The sequence below is a fragment of the Mesorhizobium sp. M0954 genome (assembly GCF_040319155.1).
Classification (GTDB): Bacteria; Pseudomonadota; Alphaproteobacteria; order Rhizobiales; family Rhizobiaceae; genus Mesorhizobium.
In genome coordinates this window covers 126,030-141,000 of sequence record NZ_JAMYNR010000005.1, presented here as the reverse complement: position 1 = coordinate 141,000, position 14,971 = coordinate 126,030, and the positions used below count along the sequence as shown (strand labels likewise).

Here is a 14,971-nt window from a genome sequence, read left to right as displayed (position 1 = left end):
ACCGGGGCCTAGATCGAAACGTCCGCGATGGCCGCCTTGGCCATCGCGAGTTGGGCGGGAGCGACGGAGAGGTCACGCAGGCCGGTTTCGAGCAGCGCCGGGATCGAGGCGGGGTCGCCGCCGGCATCGCCACACAGGCTGACCGGGATATTATGCTCGCGGCCGAAGGCGGCAACCGAGGCGATCAGCCGGAGCACGGCCGGGTGCCTGACGGAATTCAGATGTGCGACCGACGCATTGTCGCGCGCGGCGGCCATCACGTATTGGGTCAAATCATTCGAACCGATCGAGAAGAAGGCGGCCTTGGCGAATGCCTCCGGTGCGATGGCCACCGACGGCACCTCGACCATGATGCCAAGCGGCGGCATTTTGTGCGCGATGCCGCGCGCCAAAAGGTCAGCCTGCTCCTCAGCGAACAGCGCGGTGGCGTGTTCATACTCTTCCGGAACGGCGATCATCGGGAACATCACCTTCAGATTGCCGTGCATGGCGGCACGTAGCAAGGCGCGGATCTGCACACCAAAGACCTCCGGACGCATCAGCGACAGCCTGATCCCGCGCAGGCCAAGGAATGGATTACCTTCCTCGACGGTCAGGCCCGGCACAGGTTTATCGCCGCCCGCATCGACAGTACGGATCGTCACCGGCCTGTCGCCTGCCCATTCCAGCACTCTACGGTAGGCGCGATATTGCGTCTCCTCGTCCGGCAGCGTCTTGCCGAACAGGAATTCGGTCCGCATCAGCCCGACACCGTCGCACGCCGCAGCATCGATGCTGTCGACATCGGACGGATCGGCAATATTCACCTGCACGTGGACCGCTATGCCGGTCTTCGTTGCTGCCGGCCTTGTCAAATAGGCTGCCGCTTTGTCGCGATGCGCCGCGAAAGACGACGACGATCGCCGGAATGCGTCGATCTCCACTTTCGAAGGCGCCAACACGATGCCGCCATGTTCGGCATCGAGCAGTGCGATTCCGGCAAGGTGAGCCGGCGAAGCACCGGGCCCGGCTACCCCACGCGCTACGAGCCCCAACCCCACCACCATTGGCACGCCGCGTGAGCGTGCCAGCATTGCGACATGACTTGCGGCACTTCCGGCCGTAAGTGCTATGCCGCCGCCGGCACTCCAGTCGGTTTCGAGGAAGCGCGTCGGTGCGATATCCTCGCCGTAGAAGATCGCACCTGCCGGCGCGGCAATGTCGCCGCCCCCGGCAAGCGCGCGTAGCACCTGGTCGCGTATGTCGCGCATGTCGGCCGCGCGCGCCCGGAAATAGTCCTGCTCGGATGTTTCATAGCCGGCTATCTCGGCGTCGAGCGCTTTTCGCCAAGCCACATCAGCAGCCATGCCCTCGGCAATTCGCTCAAAGGCCGGGCCGGTCAGCGCGTCGTCCTCCAGCATGGCGAGCTGGAATTCGAGGATACCGGCCGCCTCGCTGTCGCTGGTTTCCATCAATGTCGCGAGCCGGCCTGCGGCAATGGAGATGGCGGCCTCAAGCGCCGCCTTCTCGTCCGCGGCAGTCGCCTTGCGGACATAACGCACAGCAGCCTGGTCCAGATTGAACAGCGGCCCCTCGGCATAGCCGGCCGATGCCGAAATGCCCTGCAGCCTAAGCGGTTCGGGCATGGTCCTTGCCTTCGTCGAAATCGCGCCGCACCAGCTCGACCAGTGCGCCGACCGCCTCGCCGGCGCCGTCCCCTTTGGCTCTGATATGCAGGACAGTGCCTTTCGGCGCTTTCGCCGCCATCACCTTGACGATGCTCTTGGCGTCGAACCATGGCCCGTTGGCGGCGAGCGCAATCTCGACGTCGGCCGAAAACGTCTTGGCAAGCTTGGTGAACTTCACCGAAGGACGCGCATGCAGTCCCACCTCATGGGTGATCAGGACGCTGGCTTCGGCTGCTGCGGACATGCTTGTCAAAATTCCCGTTCGTTCACGACGGCGACAATTCGTGCGCCGTCGCCACCACTTCCCTGAGCGAGGCGCCGCCGGAAGCCTCGGTCGCCGCCATCACCGCGCCTTCGACGATCGGCGCATTGCAGACAATGATCTTCTGGGCGCGTGGTTCGCCGATCATCTCGACCGCCATCTCGCTATTGGTCTCGGCACCGCCGAGATCGACGAGGATCGCGACCCCCGCCTCCGACCAGGCCTTGTCGATGGCGTCCATGATCGCCTCGACATTGGTTCCCAGCCCGCCATGGCCGTTTCCCCCGCACCATGCAAGCGGCACTTCGTTGCCGACCATCTGCCGCACCATGTCGGCGGTGCCTTCGGCGACCAGCGGCGAATGCGATACGATGACGATGCCGACATTGCTCATGCGCGCCTCTCTATTGCCTCGGCTACGGCCCGCACCAGAAGCGCAGTCGAGCGTGCGCCGGCATCCATATGACCGATCGAACGGTCGCCAAGGAACGAGGCGCGCCCACGCAGCGCCTTCATCGGCACGGTCGCGTCGGCCGCGTTGTCGGCGATCTCGACGATGTCCGCTGCCGTCTTTCCCTGCAGCAGGGCCTCATGCACCGGCTGCAGCACATCTAACATGGTTTTTTGCCCGGCCTGCGACTTGCCTCTGGCGGCAACCGCTTCGATCGCCTTGCCGAAGGCCGCCGCCAGGTCGGCGCGACCCGGCGCGGCGGAAATCTCCTTGCCGAGCGCCATGAACAGCGTGCCGAACAACGGACCGGAGGCTCCGCCGACGGTCATCACCAGCTTGGTGCCGATCGCCTTCAGCGCCTCGGGCAACGGCTTTGTCGCAAACGCGCCGGCCTCGGCCCGCACTGCCTCGAAGCCGCGTCTCATGTTGAGCCCATGGTCGCCGTCGCCGATGGCCTGGTCGAGACTGGTCAGCTCGTCGGCATGTGCGGCGATCGTGTTTGCCGCCGCCTCGATCAGCCTGGAAATATCCGCTGCCGCCATATCACCCATGCTCCTGGCCCCTGCGCTGCCGGCAGTACGAGAAAATTGCATATCCGGCAATTGAAGCATTCTTTTCCCCAGTCAAGCGGGTTCGAGCAACGCAGCGAGGGCAGTGAAGACCTCGGCGACGGCAAAGGCGCCGGGGTCGACCACGCCGTCGAGCTGGCTGCCAATATAAGCGGACCGCCCGGCCTTGGCCTTGCGCATGGCAGCGGTGGCCTCGGCGCCGCGTTGCGCCGCGACCGCCGCATCTTCCAGACTCCCCCTATCCAGCGCCCTCAAGGCGGGTTCCAGGGCATCGATCATCGTGCGATCGCCGACCCTCGCTCCACCATAGAAGGACATCCGATCGAGGCCGGCGAGAAGCGCCTTGGGAAGCGTTTCGCCAGACTCCAGCGCCTGCGCGGCGGCGGTGAAGAAGATCGACAACAGCACGCCGCTAGAGCCGCCCATGCTGGCGCTCAGGATGTCGCCGACGACGGCGAGCGTTGCGGCAGGGTCAGCGAGCGGCAGTGTTGCAATGCGGCCAAGCACACTGCGCGCACCGGCCGCCACTGTCGATCCGGTGTCACCGTCTCCCGCCTTGGCATCCAGTCCGTTCAACGAGCCTTCAAGCGAGATCAGCCGTTCGCAGACCGCGACAACCAACCGGTCGGTGCGTGCGTCCTGGCTGGCTTTCGACGCGTTGTTCGGGCCGGCGGCTTTGGCCATCGGCACGACGCTGGCTTGGCGAACGGCTCTTGCCGGCAGCCAGGCGTGGGGGCCTACCGGCGCCCGCAACGCCGCTTCGCGCGACGCATCGAGCCGGATCAGCGACAGGGAAAAGCCGTTCATGTTGAGCGCGGTCATAAGCTGCCCGGGCCCGATTGTCAGCGTCACCTTTTGCGCCAGCGGTGAAGCCAGTACCGCATTGGCGACAAGCAACATTTCCAGCGGTGGCACCGAACCGAGATTATTGATCAGCAAGGCGTAGTGGCTGACCGGATCAAGCCGCGCGGCAAGGCGCTCCGACATGATCGCAACCAGCCTTTCGGCACTTTGCACCGCAATCCGCTCAACGCCCGGTTCGCCATGGATGCCGAGGCCGAGTTCGGCATCGTCCGCCCCGAATCTTTCTTCATGGCTCTGGCCGGGGATCGAGCAGGATGACAGCGATATGCCGAGCGAAACGATATCCGCCGCCACTGCCCGCGCCGCCCCGGCAATCGCCGCCAGGTCAATGCCGGCTTCCGACTGGTGGCCGGCGATCTTGTGCACGAACAAGGTGCCGGCCAGGCCACGCGGCTGGGCAATGTCCGGCAGGGCGATATCGTCGGCGACAATCACCATCTCGACCCGGAAGCCTTCGGCGCGCGCCTTCTCGGCTGCCAGGCCGAAGTTGAGGCGATCGCCGGTATAGTTCTTGACGATCAGCAGACACCCGGCGGGACCGGTCACCGCGCGGATGGCGGCCAATACCGCTTCCACGCTCGGCGAAGCAAAGATCTCGCCCGAAACCGCCGCCGTCAGCATGCCAATGCCAACAAAGCCGGCATGGGCAGGTTCGTGCCCGGCCCCGCCGCCGGAAATGACCGCAACCTTGGTCTTATCCCAGTCCGCGCGGAGAATGACCTTGATCTCGGGATAGCCGTCGAGGCGAGCGAGATCGCCGGCGCCGGTAGTATCGAGGAAGCCGTCCAGGGCCTCAGTTACGATCGTATCCCTGCGATTGAAAAAATGCTTCATCGAATTGGTCCAGTCCGGTGCCCGAAATTGCCGGTTGAAAGGTGCCAGGAAAACACTCGCGCAGCGCTCACATCAGCCGTCGCCCATCGGGGCCGAAATACAGCGGCGAGCGATAGCGGATCATGATCTTGTCGCCCTGAGCCAGGTCGGTGTCGGGGTCGGTTAGCGTCACCAGCTTCCTGGTCCCCACCGTCACATGCAGATGGTTCTGGTCGCCGAGATGCTCGACCCAATCGACGACGCCGTCGGCATGGCCGTTCGCCGCCTTCTCGATCGAAAGATGTTCGGTGCGAGCACCGATCGTCTTTGTTCCCGCCGGCGCGCCGCCATCCGGCAGCAGTCCGACCGGCAACAAATTGATTGCCGGTTGGCCGAGCCGTGCGGCGACGTGTAGGTTTGCCGGCTCAGAATAGATCGCGCGCGGGGAACCGATCTGCACCAGCACGCCGTCGGCGAGAATGCCGATGCGGTCGGCCATGGTCATCGCTTCGATCTGGTCGTGCGTGACGTAGAGCATTGTGGCGCCGAGTTCCGCCTGGATGCGCTTCAGCTCTAGCCTGAGATCGGCGCGCAGCTTGGCGTCGAGCGACGACAGCGGCTCGTCCATCAGGTAGATCGACGGCTTGCGCACCAAGGCGCGGCCGATGGCGACGCGCTGCATCTCGCCGCCAGAGAGTTTGGTCGAGCGATTATTCAGCTTGTGGTGGATGCGCACCATCTTGGCCACGTCCTCGACGCGGCGGCGGATCTGATCCTCCGGCATTTTCCGTGCTGGCGAGCGCAGCGGAAAGGCGAGGTTGTCGTAAACCGACAGATGCGGATAGAGCGAATATTGCTGGAATACGAAAGCGGTGTCGCGCTCGGCCGGCGACAGCGTCGTCGTGTCGTGGCCGGCAATATGGATCGAGCCCGCTTCCGGACGCTCCAACCCGGCGATCAGCCTGAGCGTCGTCGTCTTGCCGGCGCCGGTCGGCCCGAGCAGCACGACGAATTCCCCGTCGGCGATATGCAGGTCGAGATTGTCGACGGCGACATGCTCGCCAAAAGCCTTGGTCACGCTTTTGATGTGAACGTCAGCCATGATGTGCTCTCCCCTGGGAGGCCGAGTCATGGATTTCGGTGCGCACCGCACGCCCGGATCCTTTTGCGAACAGCGACAGCCGCGCGCTGCTCAGCGCCAGGCCCACATGATCGCCCGGATTGAGCCGGATTTCGGCCGGCACCCTGGCCTTGATGATGCCGTCCGCTGTCTCCACCGCGACGATCTGAGTGGTGCCGAGATATTCCGTGCCGTAAATAGCACCGCGCAGCTTCGAAGCGTCATCGAAGCGGATGTGCTCCGGTCGGATGCCAAGCGCCATCTCGGCCGGCGCGACGTCCTCGCGGATCTCCGGCACGGCCACCTTCGCGCCTTGCACAACAATTTCCCTGGCGCCCTTTGAAAGCCCGCCGCCGAAGCCGAGGAAATTCATCGGCGGCGAGCCGATGAAGTCGGCGACGAACATCGTCGCCGGCCGGTCGTAGATCTCGCGCGGCGTGCCGAACTGCTCGATGACGCCGTGGTTCATCACCGCGATCTTGTCGGCCATCGACATCGCTTCCATCTGGTCATGCGTGACATAGACGGTGGTGGCGTGAATGCGGTTGTGCAGTTCTCGCAATTCATGGACCATCAGGTCGCGGAATTCGGTGTCGAGCGTGCCGAGCGGCTCATCCATCAGGAAGCATTTTGGCCGCCGTACGATGGCGCGGCCGAGCGCCACGCGCTGGCGATCGCCGCCGGCAAGCCCGGAGACCGATTTGTTGAGCAGATGGTCGATCCGCAAAAGCTTCGCCGTCTCCTCCACTCGGCTCCGGATTTCAGCGCCTGGCACGCCTTGCGCCAGCAGTGGAAAGCCGATGTTCTTCCGCACATTCATGTGCGGATAGAGCGCGAACAGCTGGAAGACGAAGGCGATGTCGCGCTCGCGGGCACGCCGCATGGTGACGTCCTCGCCGCCAAGCAGGATCTTGCCGCCGGTTGGCAGTTCGAGCCCGGCGATCATGCGCAACGTCGTCGTCTTGCCGCAGCCGGACGGCCCCAGCATGACGAAGAATTCGCCGTCCTCGACGACGAAGTTGGAATCCTGCACGGCGACGAAATCGCCGAATGCCTTCCTCAGATGTTCGACCCTGATCTCGGCCATCGTCTACTCCGGAAATTTCGAGACGATGATGAACATCGCCGTGCCCGCAAGCATGGTGATGAAGGAATAGGTGTAGAGCACCAGTGCGAAGGGCTGGAACAGCATCAGGAAGCCGATGGCGATGATCGCGGTGGCGACGTTTTCCATCAGCCCGCGCCTGGCCCAGACGGGCCAGCGCGATTTGCGTTTTGCGGTCATGCTCATTTACGCACCGCGCCAAAGGTGATGCCGCGCAGCAATTGCTTGCGAAGCAGGATGGTGAAGACCAGGATCGGCACCAGAAAGATCGTCGTGCCGGCCGCGACCGCCGGCCAGTCCTGACCGCCTTCGCCGATGATGGTCGGAATGAAGGGCGGCGCGGTCTGCGCCGTGCCCGAGGTCAGCAGCGCAGCGAAGGCATATTCGTTCCAGGCAAAGATCAGGCAGAAGATGGCGGTTGCGGCAATACCGGTGGTCGCCTGCGGCAGCACCGTGCGCCAGAACGCCTGCAGCCTGGTGTAGCCGTCGATCATCGCCGCTTCTTCATATTCGCGCGGGATCTCGTCGATGAAGCCTTTCAGCAGCCACACCGCCAAGGACACGTTGACCGCCGTATAAAGCAGGATCATGCCGAGAGCCGTGTCCGACAGGCCAAGCTCCCGGTACATCAGGTAGATCGGGATGGCGACCGCGATCGGCGGCATCATCCGCGTCGACAGGATGAAGAACAGAAGGTCGTCGGCGAGCGGCACCTTGAAGCGCGAAAAACCATAGGCCGACGGCGTGCCGAGGAAAACCGCGCAAAACGTCGAGCCGAACGCGATAATCAGCGAATTGACGAAGCGCGGCATGAAGTTGGACGGGCCGGCGATCACCATATTGCGCTTGCGCACCGTCTCGTCGCACAGGCCCGTCGCCGGTCCCAGCGAGTTGATGTATTCCGGTGTTTGCCGAGTCCGGGTCGAGAACAAATTGCAGTAGCCCTCGAGGCTGGGCTGGAACAGGATCTTCGGCGGATAGGCGATCGAATCCGGCGGCGTCTTGAAGCTGGTGGCGAAGATCCACAGCAGCGGCACGATCGAGATCAGCGCGTAGGCGACGATGATGGCGCCGGCGACGCGCTTCGACGTGGCCGACGGCGCGACAACGGAATGGGCTGACGTCAGGCTCATCTCTGCTTCACCTTGTTGAGCGCCTTGACGTAGATGTTTGCGAGGCCAAACACTGCGACGAACAGGATGATGGCGAAAGCCGAGGAATAGCCCGTCCGCCAGCTTTCGAAGGCCTGCCGCTTCAGCGTGATCGAGGCCACTTCGGTGGTCGATCCCGGCCCGCCGCCGGTGAGCAAATTGACCATGTCGAACATCTTGAAGTTCTCGATGCCGCGAAACAGCACCGCCAGCATGATGAAGGGCAGCGCCATCGGCAGCGTGATCGACCAGAACTGCCGCCAGTTGGAGGCGCGGTCGACCTCGGCCGCTTCGTAGATGTATTCGGGGATCGAGCGCAGGCCGGCGAGGCAGATCAGCATTACGTAAGGCGTCCACATCCAGGTGTCGACGATGATGATCGACCATGGCGCCAGTGACACGTTGGAGAGCATGCTGATCTCGGTTGCCGGAATGCCGGTGACGAACGAAACGGCGTAGGCGAACAGCCCGATCTGCGGCTCGTAGAGAAAGCGCCAGAAATTGCCGACCACCGCCGGCGATAGCATCATCGGCACCAGGATGATGGTCGTCCAGAAGGCGTGGCCGCGGAACTTGCGGTCGATCAGCCAGGCCAGAGTGAAGCCGATCAGCGTCTGCAGCAGGATGGTCCAGAACACGAAATGCGCCGTCGTCTGCATGGCGATCCAGATGTCCTGGTCGGCGAGGATGCGCTTGTAGTTGGCCAGCCCGAGGTTCTTCACAACCTCGTTGGGCCGATTGGCGCGAAAATTGGTGAAGGACAGATAGATTGCCCAGAACAGCGGAAAGATGTTGATAGCTAACAGCAACAGGATCGTCGGCGAGATGAACAGCCAGGCGAGGCCCTTGTCGCTGATGCCCCGGACCTTGCGGGCCAACGGCTCGGGCGTAGCCCGGGCAACGCTGTCCGCCGTCCGATTGAGCATGGTCAGTCCTGCTTCGGTCACTTGGCTCGTCTCGACAATGGAATTTATCTGAACTGTGTCCCGTGCCAAGTGGCACGGGACGGTTCGGTCATGGGCTCGGGAGGAGCCGTTTACATCTTGCCATCGTCCTGGAAGACCTCGGTCCAGTCCTTGACGAGGCCGTCGAGCGCATCCTTGGCCGAGCCTTGCCCGGCAACGACATAGTCGTGGAAGCGCTTCTGCGATGCCTGCAACAGCGGGGCATAGCTCGGCTCGGCCCAGAAGTCCTTCACGATGGCCATCGAGTCGAGGAAGGTCTGCGCATAGGGCTGGCTGGCCGGGAAGGCGGGGTCCTTGACGACCGCGTTGAGGCAGGAATAGCCGCCGAGCGACCACCATTTGGACTGCACGTCCTTGTTGGCGAACCATTTGATGTATTTGAGCGCGGCTTCCTGCTTGTCGGAATAGGAGACCACCGAGATGCCCTGGCCGCCGAGCTGGGCGAACTGGTCCCCGTCCGGACCTTTGGGATTGACGAAATAGCCGATCTTGTCGCCGCCGACATTCTCGTCCTTCTGCAGGCCTGGCCAGGTGAAGGCGAAGTTCATGTGCATCGCCACCTGGCCGGATTTGAAGGCATCAACGCCTTCGCCCATGTAGCTGTTCGAGGCGCCGGGAGGGGTGCAGCAATCGTAGAGGGCTTTGTAGAACTCCAGGCCCTTCACCGATTTATCGGAGTTGACGAAGCCTTCCATCTCGTAGGGTTTTTTCGGGTTTTCGTACTGGAAGCCAAAGCTGTAGAGCACGTCCATGGCGCCCATGGTGATGCCTTCCGAGCCGCGCTCGGTGTAGATCGACGCGCCATAGACGGTCTTGCCGTCGATGTCGCGCTTCTGGAAGAATTCGGCGATCTGCTTCAATTGGTCGAAGGTCGTCGGCGGGCCGAGATCCCAGCCGTACTTTTCCTTGAATTCCTTCCGCAGCTCCGGCTTGGAGAACCAGTCCTTGCGGTAAGTCCAACCGACGACGTCACCCATGGCCGGCAGCGCCCAGTAATTCGGCGAGTTCTTCGGCCATTCCGAATAGCCGACGACGGTCGCCGGCACGAAATCATCCATGCTAATCTTCTCCTTGTCGAAGAAGTCGTTCAGCTTGACGTAATGGCCGTTCTCGGCGGCACCGCCGATCCACTGGCTGTCGCCGATGATGAGGTCGCACAGCTTGCCGTGCGAATTCAGCTCGTTGAGAAAGCGATCGGCATAGTTGGTCCACGGCACGAATTCGAATTTCATGCCGATGCCGGTTTCCTTGGTGAAGTCCTTGGACAATTCCACAAGCGCGTTGGCCGGGTCCCAGGCTGCCCAGCAAAGCGTCAGATCTTCTGCCCGCGCGACATTCGAAACGGCTGTCGACGCAAAGAGTGTCGATGCCAGTCCCAACGCCAATTTCAAGGTCGATTTCATGCCTTCCTCCCATTTGCGAAACACGTCCGGATGACGGTTTCAAGAGCCCGCTAAACCCCTCCTCCGGGGCCCAAACACAACGACGCGGCGGCGCACCGGATGTTTAGTAATTTGTTTAGTGATGCAATTTTTACTAAACAAAGCAAGCGAATTCGTTGCTGCACCGCAGCATGCTGGACAGGAAAGCAACGTGAGAAGTTGCGGCGACCTGTCTAGGTCATCGTCTTGTTGCTGACAGCCACCGGACGGATCACTGGGGCCGGCGGCAGCAGCGCGCGGATATCGGCGAAGGGGAAGACTGGCTCGAAGCGGAAGGCCTCGGCAAACGATCCGGCCGGGCCGTTGCACTGGCCGGCGCGAAAGGCGTTCTGCGTGCGCGCCGCGTCGACGAAACGCTCGGGATCCTGCGACTGGTGCGCCCTGATCGCCTCCGCCTTGAGATCGAAATGCCTGGAGGTGTCGACGTAGTGCGTTGGCGAAAACCCGGTGCCGCCGAACGTGTCGGCATGTAGCACCGGCACCGAGAATGACGCTGCGATGCGCACGCCATCCGACAGCGCGCGGTGGTCGCCATGATAGTCGTTCGGCGCATGCGTTATCACCAGATCCGGCCCTATCTCGCCGATCAGTGCTTTGAGCGCCCCGATCAGCGCGGCATCCGCGACCAGCCCGCCATCGGGAAAGTCGAGGAAGCGCGGCGTCACGCCAAGCAGGCCGGCCGCCGCCGTCGCCTCCTTGCGGCGCGTGCGGGCAAGTGCGGCCGGATCGCCATAGCCGCCCCTGGCGCCATCCGTGGCTATGGCAAAAAAGAGTTCTGCGCCTTGCGCGGCATAGGCGGCCATCGTACCGAACATGAAGATCTCGATGTCGTCCGGATGCGCGCCAAGCGCCAATATCTTCACTCTCATCTCTCCCGGAAATGGAAAAACGTGCCCAACGGAATTCTGCTCGCGCTCATCGCCTATGCAAGCTATTCGTGCAGCGACGCGGTTGTCAAAAGCCTGGGCGGGCAGTTCAACGTCTTCGAGATCGGCTTCTTCTCGACATTGTTTGCCGGCTGCTTTCTGCTCTTTGCCAGGCCGGCAGGCGAGCGCTGGCTCGATTTCTGGCGCACCAACCGGCCCTGGGCGGTACAGGCCCGGGCCTGGGCCGGCATCGCCTCGGGCGTGCTCAGCGTCTATGCCTTCACCACCATTCCGCTGGCGGAAGTCTATGCGCTCATCTTTCTGGCGCCGCTGTTCGTCACTATCCTGGCCACGCTGGTCCTCAAGGAGAAGGTCGGCCCGTGGCGGTGGCTGGCGGTGGTCGCCGGCTTTGCCGGGGTCATGCTGGTCGTCAGGCCGGGGTTTCGCGAATTGCATCTTGGTCATCTGGCGGCGTTCATCATCGCCTTCCTGGCCGCCACCAATGTGATCCTGATGCGTTCGCTCGCCGCGCAGGAAAAGCGCACGACGATGCTCGGCGTGCTGATCGGCTACGGCCTGCTCTTCAACGGCGCCGGTGCGGCGGCTACCTCGTTCTCGCTGCCGGATGGCAGGCAATGGGCCTGGCTGGTACTGGCCGGCGGCTTTACCGCCAGCGGCCAGCTGCTGCATCTGCTGGCGGTCAAATACGCACCGGCCAACCGCATCGCGCCGACGCATTACTCGCAGATCGTCTGGGCGGTGGTTCTGGGTGCGCTGTTCTTCAGGGAATATCCGGATTTTCTGTCGCTGGTCGGCTTGGCCGTGGTCGGCGGTTCCGGCCTGCTGACCATGGTGCGCGAGGAGGTGCGGCTCGGCACGGTGCGCTGGAACCCGTTTTCGCGGACCAGGCTTTGAGTCGGCGCCGAGGTTGCGCCGCGACCGCCACCGCTGATATGCGGTTGCTGCCAACTGGCTGCACAGCATAGCACAATGACGACAAAACCCTTGCCGGACCTGCCGGTCTCCGTTGTCTTGCCGGCGCTCAATGAAACGCTGAGCCATGGTAACAGCGCCGTGCTGGTGGCGCCACCCGGTGCCGGCAAGACGACGCTGGTTCCACTGGCGCTGCTCGACGCTGAATGGCTCGGCGCCGGAAAGATCATCCTGCTCGAGCCGCGCCGCCTCGCCGCCCGCGCTGCCGCCCGCCGCATGGCCGAATTGCTCGGCCAAGAGCCCGGCGAAACCGTCGGCTATGCCATGCGCATGGAAAACCGCAGTTCCGCAAAGACCAGGGTTCTCGTCGTCACCGAAGGCGTGCTGTCCCGCATGATCCTCGACGACCCGGAACTGCCTGGTGTCGCGGCGGTGCTATTCGACGAGTTCCACGAACGCTCGCTCGACGGCGATTTCGGGTTGGCGCTGGCGCTTGACGTGCAGGGTGCGCTGAGGCCCGAACTCAGATTGCTGGTGATGTCGGCAACGCTCGACGGCGCGCGTGTCGCAAAATTGCTGTCCGGCGCGCCGGTGATCGAGAGCGCAGGCCGCGCCTTCCCGGTCGACATCCGCTATGACGAGCGGCCGGCCGGCGTCACGATCGAGGACGCCATGGCCAAGGCGATCCGCTCGGCGCTTGCCGGGGAGGAGGGCAGCGTGCTCGCTTTCCTGCCCGGCCAGCGCGAGATCGAGCGCACCGCCGAGCGGCTGGCGGGCAAGGTCGGCGCCGATACCGACATCGTGCCGCTCTATGGTATGCTCGACAACAAGGCGCAGGACGCGGCGATCAAGCCGGCGCCGCTCGGCCGCCGCAAGGTCGTGCTGGCGACGTCGATCGCCGAAACCTCCATCACCATCGACGGCGTCCGCGTCGTCATCGATTCCGGCCTGTCGCGGCTGCCGCGCTATGAACCGGCGAGCGGCCTGACGCGGCTGGAGACGGTGCGTGCTTCCCGCGCTTCCGCCGACCAGCGCGCCGGCCGTGCCGGACGCACGCAGCCGGGCGTCGCCATCCGGTTGTGGCGGGCCGAGCAGACAGCGGCCCTGCCGGCCTTCACGCCGCCGGAAATCCTCGAGGCCGATCTTTCCGGCCTGTTGCTCGATAGCGCAGCGTTCGGCGTCGCCGATCCGACCAGTCTATCCTTCCTCGACCCCCCGCCGGCTCCGGCGCTCACCGAGGCGAGGGTACTGCTACGTGCGCTCGATGCTGTCGATGCGGCAGGACGCCTGACGGATGCCGGTGCCGCGATGCGTAGGCTGGCGCTACCGGTGCGGCTCGCCCATATGGTCGCCGAGGCGGCAAGGACCGGAGAGGCGCTCGAGGCGGCGATGCTCGCCGTATTATTGACCGAGCGTGGCCTTGGCGGCGATGGTGCCGATCTCGAACGGCGGCTGCTGCGCTTTCGCGCCGAAAGATCGCCGCGCGCCACCGCCGCCCGGCAGCTGGCTGAGAGGCTGGCAAAGCAGGCTTCACCCTTCCCCTCCAGGGGAGGGTCGGCGAGCGAGCCGAGCGCAGCGAGACGAGCGAGACGGGGCGGGGTCGTCGATGGCGTGCCCGAAGCGGCCCCACCCCTATCCGCTACGCGGATCGACGCGCCGGGGCGAGCCACGGGTCTCGCCCGTCCTTCCGACCCCCTCAAGGGGGAGGGCAGCACAGCCGGCGCTCTCCTCATCCATGCCTGGCCGGATCGGGTCGCCAAAGCGCGCGGCGAGCGTGGCCGCTTCGTGCTTGCCAACGGCTCGGGCGCCATGCTCGACGCCTCCGATCCGCTGGCCGGCGAGACCTGGCTCGTCGTCGCCGACCTGCAGGGCAAGGCGCAGAACGCCCGCATCACCGCAGCGGCAGCCATCGATGAGGCCGACATCCGCACTGCGCTGGCGGAAAAGATCGAGGCCCGCCGCGAGGTGAGCTTCGACCGCGACAGGCGCGCGGCGCGGGTGCGCGAAACGGTTCGCCTCGGCGCCATCACGCTGTCCGAACGCATGCTGCCGGCGCCGACCGGTGCCGACGCGGATCGCGCCATCCTCGACGCCTTGCGCGAACACGGCCTGTCCCTGTTGCCGTGGAACAGGGAGGCGGAGACGTTGCGGCAGCGGCTCGGCTGGCTGCATCGCGGCCTCGGCGTGCCATGGCCCGATGTCTCCGATGCCGCGCTCCTCGAGCGCCTCGACGACTGGCTGCTGCCGTTCCTTTCCGGCGCGGCATCCTTTGCGGCAATCGATCCCAGCGTGCTTTCGCAAGGCCTGATGACGCTGGTGCCGCACGAATTGCAGCGCAAGATCGCCACATTGGCGCCGACCCATTTCGACGCGCCGTCGGGCAGCCGGCTGCCGATCCGCTATGACGGCGAATGGCCGGTGCTGGCGATCCGCGTGCAGGAACTGTTCGGCCTCGACCGGCATCCGGCGATCGCCAACGGCACTGTGCCGCTGACGCTCGAATTGCTGTCGCCGGCGCACCGGCCGATCCAGACGACGCGCGACCTGCCCGGCTTCTGGCGCGGCTCCTGGGCCGATGTGCGGGCAGAGATGCGCGGCCGCTATCCCAGGCATGTCTGGCCGGAGAACCCGCTTCTCGCCGCCGCCACCAGCCGCGCCAAGCCGCGCGGTACCTGATGCTTCCAGACTGTCATCCCGAACCGAGGCCCAGCTTCGACGGTTTTCGGAAAAGACCTCCGGCTGTTTCCCCTCTATAATCACTGG

Annotated in this window: 14 protein-coding genes; 2 read left to right on the top strand and 12 right to left on the bottom strand. The window is 64.3% G+C overall.

Going from position 1 to position 14,971, the window contains the following annotated elements; all coding sequences use genetic code 11:
• Positions 1-8: 8 nt before the first annotated feature.
• From ptsP to NKH93_RS09050, 12 genes are all read right to left on the bottom strand, one after another.
• Positions 9-1,625, bottom strand: a complete 1,617-nt coding sequence (ptsP, locus tag NKH93_RS09105; RefSeq protein WP_352969953.1) for a phosphoenolpyruvate--protein phosphotransferase — start codon at positions 1,623-1,625, stop codon at positions 9-11.
• Entirely contained in the window at positions 1,609-1,911 is a 303-nt protein-coding gene (locus tag NKH93_RS09100; RefSeq protein WP_023676329.1) for an HPr family phosphocarrier protein, read from the bottom strand. Before NKH93_RS09100 ends, ptsP begins: the two co-directional genes overlap by 17 nt.
• Before the next feature lie 22 nt (positions 1,912-1,933).
• Positions 1,934-2,323 (bottom strand): dihydroxyacetone kinase phosphoryl donor subunit DhaM, encoded by a 390-nt coding sequence (gene dhaM, locus NKH93_RS09095; protein WP_352469937.1) that lies wholly within the window; start codon positions 2,321-2,323, stop codon positions 1,934-1,936.
• A complete protein-coding gene (dhaL, locus tag NKH93_RS09090; RefSeq protein WP_352469938.1) occupies positions 2,320-2,922 on the bottom strand; it encodes a dihydroxyacetone kinase subunit DhaL in 603 nt (200 codons plus the stop codon). The genes dhaM and dhaL overlap by 4 nt, the downstream gene beginning before the upstream one ends.
• Positions 2,923-3,003: 81 nt before the next feature.
• Positions 3,004-4,647: a dihydroxyacetone kinase subunit DhaK gene (locus NKH93_RS09085; RefSeq protein WP_352469939.1), complete on the bottom strand. Its 1,644-nt coding sequence runs from the start codon at positions 4,645-4,647 to the stop codon at positions 3,004-3,006.
• A gap of 67 nt (positions 4,648-4,714) precedes the next feature.
• Positions 4,715-5,728 (bottom strand): ABC transporter ATP-binding protein, encoded by a 1,014-nt coding sequence (locus tag NKH93_RS09080; RefSeq protein ID WP_352448469.1) that lies wholly within the window; start codon positions 5,726-5,728, stop codon positions 4,715-4,717.
• Positions 5,721-6,833 (bottom strand): ABC transporter ATP-binding protein, encoded by a 1,113-nt coding sequence (locus NKH93_RS09075; protein WP_352448470.1) that lies wholly within the window; start codon positions 6,831-6,833, stop codon positions 5,721-5,723. The genes NKH93_RS09080 and NKH93_RS09075 overlap by 8 nt, the downstream gene beginning before the upstream one ends.
• Positions 6,834-6,836: 3 nt before the next feature.
• Positions 6,837-7,037: a hypothetical protein gene (locus tag NKH93_RS09070; protein ID WP_023676334.1), complete on the bottom strand. Its 201-nt coding sequence runs from the start codon at positions 7,035-7,037 to the stop codon at positions 6,837-6,839.
• The gene (locus tag NKH93_RS09065; RefSeq protein WP_352969951.1) at positions 7,034-7,984 is read right to left on the bottom strand and encodes a carbohydrate ABC transporter permease; all 951 of its coding nucleotides are present in this window, start codon (positions 7,982-7,984) and stop codon (positions 7,034-7,036) included. The genes NKH93_RS09070 and NKH93_RS09065 overlap by 4 nt, the downstream gene beginning before the upstream one ends.
• Complete coding sequence (locus NKH93_RS09060) at positions 7,981-8,928, bottom strand: carbohydrate ABC transporter permease (RefSeq protein ID WP_031211681.1); 948 nt, start codon at positions 8,926-8,928, stop codon at positions 7,981-7,983. The genes NKH93_RS09065 and NKH93_RS09060 overlap by 4 nt, the downstream gene beginning before the upstream one ends.
• 110 nt (positions 8,929-9,038) lie before the next feature.
• The gene (locus tag NKH93_RS09055; protein ID WP_352469942.1) at positions 9,039-10,370 is read right to left on the bottom strand and encodes an ABC transporter substrate-binding protein; all 1,332 of its coding nucleotides are present in this window, start codon (positions 10,368-10,370) and stop codon (positions 9,039-9,041) included.
• Between the two features lie 212 nt (positions 10,371-10,582).
• Positions 10,583-11,272 (bottom strand): PIG-L deacetylase family protein, encoded by a 690-nt coding sequence (locus NKH93_RS09050; protein ID WP_352969948.1) that lies wholly within the window; start codon positions 11,270-11,272, stop codon positions 10,583-10,585.
• 27 nt (positions 11,273-11,299) lie between these two features.
• Between NKH93_RS09050 and NKH93_RS09045 the strand changes: the two genes are divergently transcribed.
• A complete protein-coding gene (locus tag NKH93_RS09045) occupies positions 11,300-12,190 on the top strand; it encodes a DMT family transporter (RefSeq protein ID WP_352969946.1) in 891 nt (296 codons plus the stop codon).
• Positions 12,191-12,265: 75 nt separating this feature from the next.
• Positions 12,266-14,884 carry an ATP-dependent helicase HrpB gene (gene hrpB, locus NKH93_RS09040; protein WP_352969943.1) on the top strand — a complete coding sequence of 873 codons (2,619 nt, stop codon included), beginning with the start codon at positions 12,266-12,268 and terminating at the stop codon, positions 14,882-14,884.
• Positions 14,885-14,971 lie beyond the last annotated feature (87 nt).

Coding starts and splice junctions, on each gene's coding strand:
- dhaL (WP_352469938.1), bottom strand. CDS start 2,922: ATGGCGGCAGCGGATATTTCCAGGCTGATCGAGGCGGCGGCAAACACG.
- NKH93_RS09085 (WP_352469939.1), bottom strand. CDS start 4,647: ATGAAGCATTTTTTCAATCGCAGGGATACGATCGTAACTGAGGCCCTG.
- hrpB (WP_352969943.1), top strand. CDS start 12,266: ATGACGACAAAACCCTTGCCGGACCTGCCGGTCTCCGTTGTCTTGCCG.
- ptsP (WP_352969953.1), bottom strand. CDS start 1,625: ATGCCCGAACCGCTTAGGCTGCAGGGCATTTCGGCATCGGCCGGCTAT.
- NKH93_RS09055 (WP_352469942.1), bottom strand. CDS start 10,370: ATGAAATCGACCTTGAAATTGGCGTTGGGACTGGCATCGACACTCTTT.
- NKH93_RS09070 (WP_023676334.1), bottom strand. CDS start 7,037: ATGAGCATGACCGCAAAACGCAAATCGCGCTGGCCCGTCTGGGCCAGG.
- NKH93_RS09075 (WP_352448470.1), bottom strand. CDS start 6,833: ATGGCCGAGATCAGGGTCGAACATCTGAGGAAGGCATTCGGCGATTTC.
- NKH93_RS09080 (WP_352448469.1), bottom strand. CDS start 5,728: ATGGCTGACGTTCACATCAAAAGCGTGACCAAGGCTTTTGGCGAGCAT.
- NKH93_RS09060 (WP_031211681.1), bottom strand. CDS start 8,928: ATGCTCAATCGGACGGCGGACAGCGTTGCCCGGGCTACGCCCGAGCCG.
- dhaM (WP_352469937.1), bottom strand. CDS start 2,323: ATGAGCAATGTCGGCATCGTCATCGTATCGCATTCGCCGCTGGTCGCC.
- NKH93_RS09065 (WP_352969951.1), bottom strand. CDS start 7,984: ATGAGCCTGACGTCAGCCCATTCCGTTGTCGCGCCGTCGGCCACGTCG.
- NKH93_RS09100 (WP_023676329.1), bottom strand. CDS start 1,911: ATGTCCGCAGCAGCCGAAGCCAGCGTCCTGATCACCCATGAGGTGGGA.